Origin of the sequence: Yoonia sp., from assembly GCF_017854565.1 — a bacterium.
Taxonomy (GTDB): Bacteria; Pseudomonadota; Alphaproteobacteria; order Rhodobacterales; family Rhodobacteraceae; genus Yoonia.
Window position 1 is genome coordinate 20439 of sequence record NZ_JAFMHJ010000037.1, and the last position, 9388, is coordinate 29826.

General features: G+C 55.9%; 5 protein-coding genes and 1 pseudogene. 5 read left to right on the forward strand and 1 reads right to left on the reverse strand.

Annotation, left to right across the window (positions count from 1 at the left end; all coding sequences use genetic code 11):
* Positions 1 to 24: 24 nt before the first annotated feature.
* From QZ196_RS13550 to QZ196_RS13570, 5 genes are all read left to right on the forward strand, one after another.
* On the forward strand, positions 25 to 1368 hold the full coding sequence (locus tag QZ196_RS13550; protein WP_296427271.1) for a polysaccharide biosynthesis/export family protein: 1344 nt from the start codon (positions 25 to 27) through the stop codon (positions 1366 to 1368).
* 219 nt (positions 1369 to 1587) lie between these two features.
* A complete protein-coding gene (locus QZ196_RS17600; RefSeq protein WP_366510975.1) occupies positions 1588 to 1818 on the forward strand; it encodes a mersacidin/lichenicidin family type 2 lantibiotic in 231 nt (76 codons plus the stop codon).
* 169 nt (positions 1819 to 1987) lie between these two features.
* On the forward strand, positions 1988 to 4930 hold the full coding sequence (locus tag QZ196_RS13560; protein ID WP_296427282.1) for a type 2 lanthipeptide synthetase LanM family protein: 2943 nt from the start codon (positions 1988 to 1990) through the stop codon (positions 4928 to 4930).
* A complete protein-coding gene (locus tag QZ196_RS13565; RefSeq protein ID WP_296427276.1) occupies positions 4927 to 6126 on the forward strand; it encodes a hypothetical protein in 1200 nt (399 codons plus the stop codon). The genes QZ196_RS13560 and QZ196_RS13565 overlap by 4 nt, the downstream gene beginning before the upstream one ends.
* A complete protein-coding gene (locus tag QZ196_RS13570; RefSeq protein WP_296427279.1) occupies positions 6123 to 8330 on the forward strand; it encodes a peptidase domain-containing ABC transporter in 2208 nt (735 codons plus the stop codon). The genes QZ196_RS13565 and QZ196_RS13570 overlap by 4 nt, the downstream gene beginning before the upstream one ends.
* 473 nt (positions 8331 to 8803) lie before the next feature.
* Here the strand turns inward: QZ196_RS13570 and QZ196_RS13575 are convergent.
* Positions 8804 to 9388: pseudogene (locus QZ196_RS13575) on the reverse strand (IS3 family transposase); the annotation flags it as partial.

Consider the following 9388-nt stretch of genomic DNA (forward strand, 5'->3'; position numbering starts at 1 on the left):
AATATCCATCGCACGGAGACTCCGATGCTGAAATGGCCACTATGTGCCGCTCTTGCTTTGTTCATGTCGGGCTGCGGCGTGGCGTACGTTTCTTCTGAAGTTGTGGCTGACCGTGATAACCTGCGTATTGTACCTTTAACTGCTGAAGTGGTGCAGATTGCCAATCAGTCGACCTATCAGCCTAAACAGGTGCCCAACGCCTTTTTCCAAGGCGCCGACGTGCCAAGTGCAGGACGAGCTTTGGGCGCGACGCCGCAGCCCGTTCTGACAGAACAGCAGCGGCCGACGGTGATGCAGACCAGACTGCCGCCTGTGGCAGATCCGGGGCCATATCGCATTGGCGTTGGCGACGTTATTCTGCTTGCTGCCAAGTCATCCGGCGGCACGATTGAAGAGCTGACGGGGCTGCTTGCCGCGCAAAATACTCGGCAAGGCTACACCGTGCAGGACGATGGCGCTATTGCCGTGCCCGATGTCGGCCGAATCCCACTTGCCAATCTCACATTGGAGGAAGCAGAGGCCCAGCTGTTTCAAAGCCTTGTTGAAAACCGCATTGAACCGACGTTCAGTCTTGAAATTGCAGAGTTTAATTCAAAACGTGTCTCACTTGGCGGTGCCGTTGGGCAGCCAGCAATCGTTCCTATTGCATTGACACCACTTTTTCTGGACGAGGCGCTGACCCGTGCGGGCGGTATTGCAACGCCCGACCTCGATTTCGTATCAATACGCATTTATCGTGCAGGATCGCTTTTCCAAATTCCGCTGAGTGCCTATTTTAGCAGCCCAAGTCTGCAAAAAACCCGACTTTTGGCTGGCGACAGTGTGTTTGTTGGTGCCGAATTCGAATTGGAGAAGGCTCAGGCGTATTTTGAGGAACAGGTTGTGCTTGCGCAGCTCGGCCAGCAGGCTGGCACATTGGCGTTGGCTGAATTGAATGCCGAAATTCACCTGCGCCGCGCTGTTTTGGTCGAAAAGCGCGAAAATTTTCAGGCTCTCATTGCACTCGACGCCATTGACCGGGATTTTGTTTATCTTACCGGTGAAGTTGCCAAGCCCACCCGCTTTGCGCTTCCCTTTGGACGGTCCGCAACACTCGCGGATGCCCTATATGCCGATGGCGGGTTTGGAAACGAGACGGCAAATCCATCACAAATATATCTGTTACGCGGGTCAACCACTACCGGGGCGGTGACAGCCTGGCATCTGAACGCCCGCAATGTTGCAAATCTGATCTTGGCGACGCAAATGCAATTGCGCCCCAATGACATTATTTTCATTGCAGAACAGCCCATTACACGCTGGAATCGGCTCATGCGGCAAATTGTTCCGTCGTTGATTACCAGCGGGACCGCTTTGGCGACAAACTAAGTGAAGTCCGCTGGATGTGTTGGGCCGATACGAGAGCATCCGTTCCTGTAATGATGCCTGAAATTGGTTGCGTGCCGATTCATTTTGTCGTCTTGGTTCGCCGGCTTTAATTCCAAATGTAGGTGATCAGCGGATCATAACCCGTTGCGTGAAAAGGGTGTTGTTTTGTGCTTAACACACGCTAATGTTGAATGACGCATCAATCCGAAGGAGAAATAAATGACGAAGATAAATATCGTACGTGCATGGAAAGACCCTGCATACTTCGCATCGCTCAGCGTTGAAGATCGGGCGATTGTTCCGGCGAATCCAGCCGGAAATTTTGGCGTTGCCGAAGATTTGGGCGCCATTGTCGGCGGTCGTTCCGGTTCGGTGTCAGCCCGCTTGGCCGCGTCATGCACCAACAAAACCAGCACATGCTGTAATTGCACCCCGACAGCGGAACGATAGGTATGGTTTTTGGGGCTGGTGAATGCTGGCCCCGAAACGATCGCCCAGACAATGCTGCAGGTCCACGATCTTGATTGACGCATCATCGACCTTAGCAGCGCTGCGGGACGGGGATGAAACGTTCTATGTTCCTGCAGATCACCCGCTTGCGCGTACCGACTCGCGTGTGATGTTTGCTGAGGCATTGGCGGCAATTTCCAAGCCTGACAGTCATAAACAGCAAGGTTTGCCACCCCAAGAAGATCCGGCGCTTATCGCATTTATGGCGGATACCGATCCAATGGGGATTGTTGGTGCCGGACATCTGGCCGCAGCGCTGCAACGGGCAAATGCACTGTTGTCCACGCTGCCGGACAGTCTGCTGAAAGTCCAGTTATCCACCCTATGTAACACAGACTGGCGCGATTTTTTAGCGGGTCAATTGTCACAGAAAGTGCAACAGACCACAGCGCTCGAATATCATATCACGCGCTTGGACGACACAGATCTGACGATTGACGCGTATTGCGACAGGTTGCGGGCGCCCGACGCGCGCGCGCGTATTCTGTCGGATTATCCCGTCTTGGACCAGCGGCTAGGGCTATTTTTTGCGCAACAGGTCCGGGTGTTTGAGCGATTTGCCAAACGTATGGTTGCCGACTGGGCCGCGATTCCCACAGCGCTCGGGTGTGACCTATCCACAGCGCTGCCGACCCGTATGCACTTTGGCGAGGGCGATCTGCATAATGGCGGTCAGGCGGTCATTATCGTGACGCTGAGCGATGATCAGAAATTGGTCTACAAGCCGCGCGATATATCTGTTGAGGTTGCCTTTGACACGCTTCTTGGGCAGTTGAACGATTGCGTTGAGCCTGGGTTCTTTCATCGCATCCGCAGCCTGTCACGAGACGGATATGGTTGGGTTGCATTTGTGGCTGCGCGTCCCTGCGCGTCATTGGCTGAGGTCCCAAAGTTTTATGAACGCACGGGCGGTTTGTTGGCGATTTTGCATGTTCTGGGCGGCTTTGATTTCCATCAGGAAAATCTAATAGCCCATGGCGCATATCCGGTCGTCATTGATCTCGAGACTTTGTTCTTCTCATTCAAAAACGGCAGCTTTTTGGGCCGCAATGATCCGTTTTTGAAGGCAGTCGACTACCCTGCGGTGCAGGCGCTTCTTGGCTCAGTGATGAGTACATTGCTCTTGCCGCAGCATGCCCGAAATGAAAATGTATCCGGTATTGCAGGAGGTGCGCCGACCCCGCAAATGGCGATGCGCTACAATCCGGAACGCAATACGGTCGACTATCAGCCGGATGGGACTTTGGAGTTCTTTAATCGGCCAACCCTGGATGGAGCGCCCGTAGCGCCCGCGCCCTATGCGGATGACGTGGCCTGCGGGTTTAGACGCATCTATTGCTATCTGATGGACAACCAGACGGCATATCTGGCGTCTGATGGCCCGTTGGGTCGGATCGCCAATCACCGTGTCCGGATGGTTGTACGGGATACACAGGTTTACGCGTCCTTACTGGAAAAATCATGGCATCCGACGCTTTTGGGTAAGGTGGATGATTTGGTCGTGCATCTACTGCATTTGTGGCGTGCTGCAGAAGCAACGCCCAGCACAATTCCTTTATTCTTGTATGAACTGGAGCAATTATTGGCGGGAGATGTGCCCTATTTTACCCAAGCACCAAAGGAATTACACGCGACTACAGCAGAGGGGCAACGCACGGGGTATCAGTTGGACCAGTCCGGCTTTGCAGCCATGCAGGACCGGTTGCGGCGGCTGTCTGTGCCCGACCTGGAGCTGCAAATCTGGATCATGCGTGGCACGCTTGAGGTGGAACTGCGCGAGGGCAAGGGCAGCTATCAGCCGTCATCCGACGCCATCCTTGCATCGGATGCGTCACGCCGCGCGCTGTGCATGGTGCATGGCGCCGTCATGCACCATGCACAGCGCGGCAATGGGTTGCTGGATTGGTTGACCGTGACGCCAACCCCGGACGAAAAGCTGATGCTTGGGCCGGTTGACGTTTCGTTCTACAATGGAATTTCAGGCCTCACGTTGTATCTGGCGTATTATGCCGAAATGACGGGCACGGCCGATGCGCGTGCTGACGCCGAACAGGCCTTTGCCAACCTGGAACGTCAGATCGCCGATGATTGGGGGGGGTTCAATACGCCCGGCGCGATGAGCGGCCTTGGTGGCGCGGCCTACTGCATGATCCATCTGGCTGCCTTGTGGGATCGGCCCGATCTCTTGGATCGTGCCTTTATGTTTCTTGAACATGATCTGGCGATCATCACCGCCGATAATGGCCTGTTCGATCTGACGGTTGGCGCAGCTGGATTGGTCTGTGTGTCGGTTGCCGGGTTTGCCGCTTCGGGCCAGGAAAGATTCCGGAGTATCGCCCGCCGCTGCGGTGCCGCGCTTGCCCTTATGGCCCGCCATGATGACGCGGGGGCCTATTGGGTGGTGCAGGGTGGCGATAAACCGTTGACGGGCCTGTCGCATGGTTTTTCGGGCGTGATCCTCGCATTTAGTCAGCTTGAGCGTATTGATCCTGACCCGGTGCGCCGCGATATGGTTGCAAAGGCATGCGCGCGCGAGAACGCAGATTTCGTACCCGAGCGGCAGAACTGGATTGATTGGCGCTATGCAAACCTTGCGCAAAGGGATCGCGATGACCCGTCAAACTTCCAGTACTTCTGGTGCAACGGCGGAGCCGGTATTGGGCTGGCCCGACTGGCGATGTGGCGGGCAGGGGCGCGCGACCCGCAGATAATCGCAGACCTGCGGGCCGCAGCGCACAGCACCTTGTCTGGCGGACTCGGCCATAACCACAGCCTGTGCCATGGCGATATGGGCAATCTGGATTTCCTGTATCAGGCGACGATGGTGCTGGGTGATGATGGGCTGCATATGCAGGTTGATGCTGCATATGCCCGCGCGGTGAATAGCATTCTGGAGGGCCATATTTACGGCGGGGCGTCACGCCAGGTGTCGCCGCCTGATTTGATGACAGGGCTAAGCGGTGTGGCCTATGGCCTGATGCGCCGGATTGATCCGCATCGGGTCCCTGACATTCTGAGCCTTGCAGCCCCAAATCCGATGCGGCAGCAATGATTGTCGCAACGCAAATTTCCCATGATCTCACCCTGACGGAACAGGGCGTGCAGTGCCTGTCGGATATGCTGGGCGATGATCCATCACAGGCGCTTTTGATGCAGTTGGAAACCGTCCAACAGCATGCATATGCTGTTGGAGTCGGCTTGTCGCTGGCCCCGTATTGTGACGCACAGATCGCGGCTGATGTGCCGGTACGTCTGGCGGACGCAGAAAGTACGCTTGACCTGATCGGCCGTCATTGTGCAATGACTTTGTCGCCCGATGATATACCTGACCGATTGCGGCGCTGGCAGACATTGCATCAAAATGCGCCAGTTTATCTGCCGGCAATTCCCCGGATTGGTTTAGATGATCCGACGGCATATGCCGCAACATTGTCCACCTACCTGCGTGACCTGTCAGACGGACAAAAGAGCGCCTTGGTGGCCGGGAGCCTTGGCCTTGCGCCAAAGGTGAACGCCGCCCTGCTCGCTATGCCCGACATCAATGTGTCCGATGCCGACACTGTCGCGTTGGATGCGCCGCTGTTGCCGCTGATCACTCAAATATTCAATATGCCCGCGATCATGTCATTCGTTGCGGATATGGTTGCAGATGACCGGATTAATCTCACGACAGCCAGCACCGCCGGTTTTGCCTTTTCAATCGTGCCGACCTATGGCGGGCTGCCGCTGATCCATGTTCCCTTGACCGGCAGTTACAACGACCTGATCCAACTGGCTCATCATATTGGGCATAGTTATCATCAGATGACCGCGCAAAAACACGGGACGGTTCTGGCCCCGATCACATCCGATATAGACGAGATTATCCCGCTGTCGTTCGAACGGCACTGCCATGCGTTTCTGTGCGACGTCAATCCGGCTGCCGCAGCATGGGTTGCCGCGAAGCGCGATGCAGAGGTCGCAGTGGCCTTGCGCGATTATCGACGCGACCAACATATCTTGCGCGCCGCCCTTGCGGACGCCTTGCCCGCCGCGCTGATTGCGGATTTTGTGGCTGCAGGCGGTGGTGGCCTGCCCGGATACCGACCGCCGCAATTGTCCTCCTATGCGTTTGGCGCGATTGCGTCCGCACATCTGTGGCGGGCACATGGTTGGGATTTTGACGTTCTACATAATTTTGCAACGCAAGCTGATCGCGCATCACCGACACCGCTGTTTACAGATGATCCCCACACGAGACATCCATGACCCGTGCGTTTTCCCTGATATACCAGCATGACTCAAAGGACTGCGGACCATCATGTTTGCAGATGATCCACCGCTTTCATGGTGGTTATATTTCCACAGCGCAGATGCGTATTCTTTGTGATCTGACGATTGACGGGGTATCAATGGCGGGGCTTGCCCGCGCTGCGGATCGGCTGGGCATGGCCACGCAAGCTGCGCGGGTGACGCCTGATCAGCTTGATACCCTACCGCTGCCGTTGATCGCGCATTGGCTGCAAGAGCATTTTGTTGTTGTCGTGGCAGTGACACGCAGCACGGTGCGCGTCGCTGACCCTGAATTGGGTTTTGTCACCTACAAGCGGCAGGATTTTCATGATCGTTGGCTGGGCCAAAAGATGTTTGGTGAGGTCAAGACAGATCGGCTTGCCACCGAAGGCGCGGTGCTGATGGTGGCGCCGGGACAGACGTTCGCGACGCATCGGGGCCCGATGACTGTTCGCACTGCCCACTTTGCCCCGCTTTGGCCGATCCTGCGTGAAAATCGGCGCGCGGCGCTGACTGTTCTTATTGTCTTTCCCTTGTTAATGGCGATTGCCGTGGCGCTGCCATTAATTATGCAGCGTGTGATCGACGATGGCGTTGGCGGGCAAAATCCAGGTCTTTTGCAGCTTTTGCTGATCGGCTATCTGGTCCTTTCACTAAGCCGGAACGTGGTCGGGGGTCTGCGTGACCTGCTTTTGCTGAAGCTTGGGGCCAAAATCAGCCTCGAGATAGTGCACCGTTTCATGCGGCAGTTGCTACAGCTCAAGATGGATTTCTTCGAGCGGCGCAGTCTGGGCGATTTGCTGCAACGTCAGAACGATCACCACAGGATTGAGCGGTTCTTGACGACTCAGTCATTGCCAACGTTCTTCTCGCTTCTGACGTTCCTTGTCTTCGCTGTAATGCTGGGCACCTACAGCATGATGGTTCTGACCTGTGTGGTTGCATTTGCGGGCGTCACGCTCGTGTGGATTGTCGCAATTGGCAAACGGCGGCGCAAATTCGACCTGCAACAGTTTGAGCTGGAAGGGATCGTGCAGGACAACGCTGTTGAGATCATATCGGCGGTGCGTGACCTGAAGGCGTTCGGCAGGACGCGACAGAAGACCCGGTTTTATCAATCGCTTCTGCGGCGGCGTTTTGAGAGCACCTATCGTGCCGCCCGTCTGGACGAGATGCAAAGCATCGGCGCCCTTCTTTTGATGGAAGCAGGAGAGATCATTGCCTTGATGATTGCAGGGCGTCTGGTCATTGTGGGCGATGCGTCGCTGGGGGTTTTTGTTGCGATCCTGTTCATTCTGGGCCAGATGCGTGGGCCACTGTCGCAGATGGTTCCATTCTTTCAGTCTGTGCAAGACGCATTGTTAAGCTTGAACCGGTTGGATGCACTGCAAGAAGAAAGCGCAGAGCCGGAAAATGCCCCGGCAGATGCACGGCTTGATGCGCTTGCGGCGCAGGATTTGCGATTTGATCACGTTGGGTTTCGGTACAATCCAATGCATCCCCAAAACGTGCTGACCGATCTGACGTTTACCATACCCGCAGGCAAAAAGACCGCTATCGTGGGGGCGAGTGGGGCCGGAAAGTCCACGTTGATCAAGCTGCTCGCAAAATTCCACGAACCGACGGATGGGGTTATCCGCTATGGCGACATTGATTTGTCGCAGGTGGCGCCGCAAATCTGGCGCGAGCGGATTGGGCAGGTGTTTCAGGATGGCATGATCTTCAATGCGTCGCTTGGCTACAACATCACACTCAGCCATGACACCCCGGACCGCGTCCAACTGGCTCGTGTGCTGGACGTGGCAAATGTAGATGCGTTTTTGCCGACCTTGACCCAAGGCATTGAAACCAGCATCGGCCGCGGTGGTTGGCAACTAAGTGCGGGCCAAAAACAGCGGGTCCTGATCGCGCGTGCCTTGTACTCCGATCCTGAGATCCTGATTTTTGACGAGGCCACGAGCGCATTGGATTCAAACAATGAGGCCGAGATCACAAGCAATCTGCAACAGATGTTCGCGCAGCGGACCAGTATTGTGATCTCGCATCGTCTCAGCACGATTCGCGACGCAGACCAGATTATCGTGATGGACGCTGGGTATATTGTTGCCAGTGGCACACATGATGTGCTGATCGCAAATGATGGTCCCTATCGGCGATTATTTGTCAGACAGACGCCGTAAACGCAATCAAGCATCAGCAGAACCCCGCCGCGCTATTGGAAGAATATGCAGCAATTGATCCACGTCAATCAAGACAGCAACCGGTCAGATGATGTGTCTGGTATCTTTTCTGCGCTGACACTTACTTGCCAGGGGGCTTGCAATGCATGAATGGCACGAAACGCACATGAAAAAGCTAACATCGGATCAACCGGCGTCGCAATCCCGGCCAAGGTTGCGGCGCAGGGCCATTCCGCGTGCGTTGTGGGATTCTGTGCAGGCCCTTGGCCCGACTCCAAAAACGGCGCTCATGGTTTTTGTTGATCTTGGGTTGAGTGATTGCGAAATCGCCCGGTATTTTGCCATATCACAAACCTGCGTTTCGGAACTGCGCCGCATTTGGAGGATCGGTCTGGAGGCCTGAATCGGGCGCAGAAGTGGTTCGGTTTGTTTGAACAGGTCTCTGGCGTTTTCCAAGTGGATTACCGCCTTGGTTACGCCGCTACCGCTTCGGGCATAGGCTGGTTGAAGTAGGCCTGATCGGGGGTTCTGCCGTCAAGCGATGAATGTGGCCGTCGGCTGTTGTAGAAGGTCAGAACTGGCCAATCCCGGCGCGGGCCTCAGACACGCTGGCATAGGCCCGCAGGTAGACCTCCTCGTATTTTATGCTCCGCCATAAACGCTCGACGAAGACATTGTCGCGCCAAGCCCCCTTGCCATCCATGCTGATCTTTATCTCACGGGCGGCCAACACCTTGATGAAGTCGGTCGCGGTGAACTGGCTGCCCTGATCGGTGTTGAATATCTCGGGCGTGCCGTGTTTCGCCAGCGCCTCCTCCACAGCTTCCATGCAAAAATCAGCCTCCATCGTGATCGACACCCGCCATGCCAGAACGCGCCGGGTGAACCAATCCAGCACAGCCGCGAGATAGATGAACCCGCGCGCCATCCATTGCCCGGCAGGCGATTTGCAAAGCAAATCTGCCGAGACGGGGGGTGTAGTGATGTCCATCGCCCAGACCTGATTGGGGCGGGTGATGGACAGTTTCCGGAGCAGATAGGGGTAAATCTTGTGCCCT

Coding starts and splice junctions, on each gene's coding strand:
- QZ196_RS13550 (WP_296427271.1), top strand. CDS start 25: ATGCTGAAATGGCCACTATGTGCCGCTCTTGCTTTGTTCATGTCGGGC.
- QZ196_RS17600 (WP_366510975.1), top strand. CDS start 1,588: ATGACGAAGATAAATATCGTACGTGCATGGAAAGACCCTGCATACTTC.
- QZ196_RS13560 (WP_296427282.1), top strand. CDS start 1,988: ATGTTTGCTGAGGCATTGGCGGCAATTTCCAAGCCTGACAGTCATAAA.
- QZ196_RS13565 (WP_296427276.1), top strand. CDS start 4,927: ATGATTGTCGCAACGCAAATTTCCCATGATCTCACCCTGACGGAACAG.
- QZ196_RS13570 (WP_296427279.1), top strand. CDS start 6,123: ATGACCCGTGCGTTTTCCCTGATATACCAGCATGACTCAAAGGACTGC.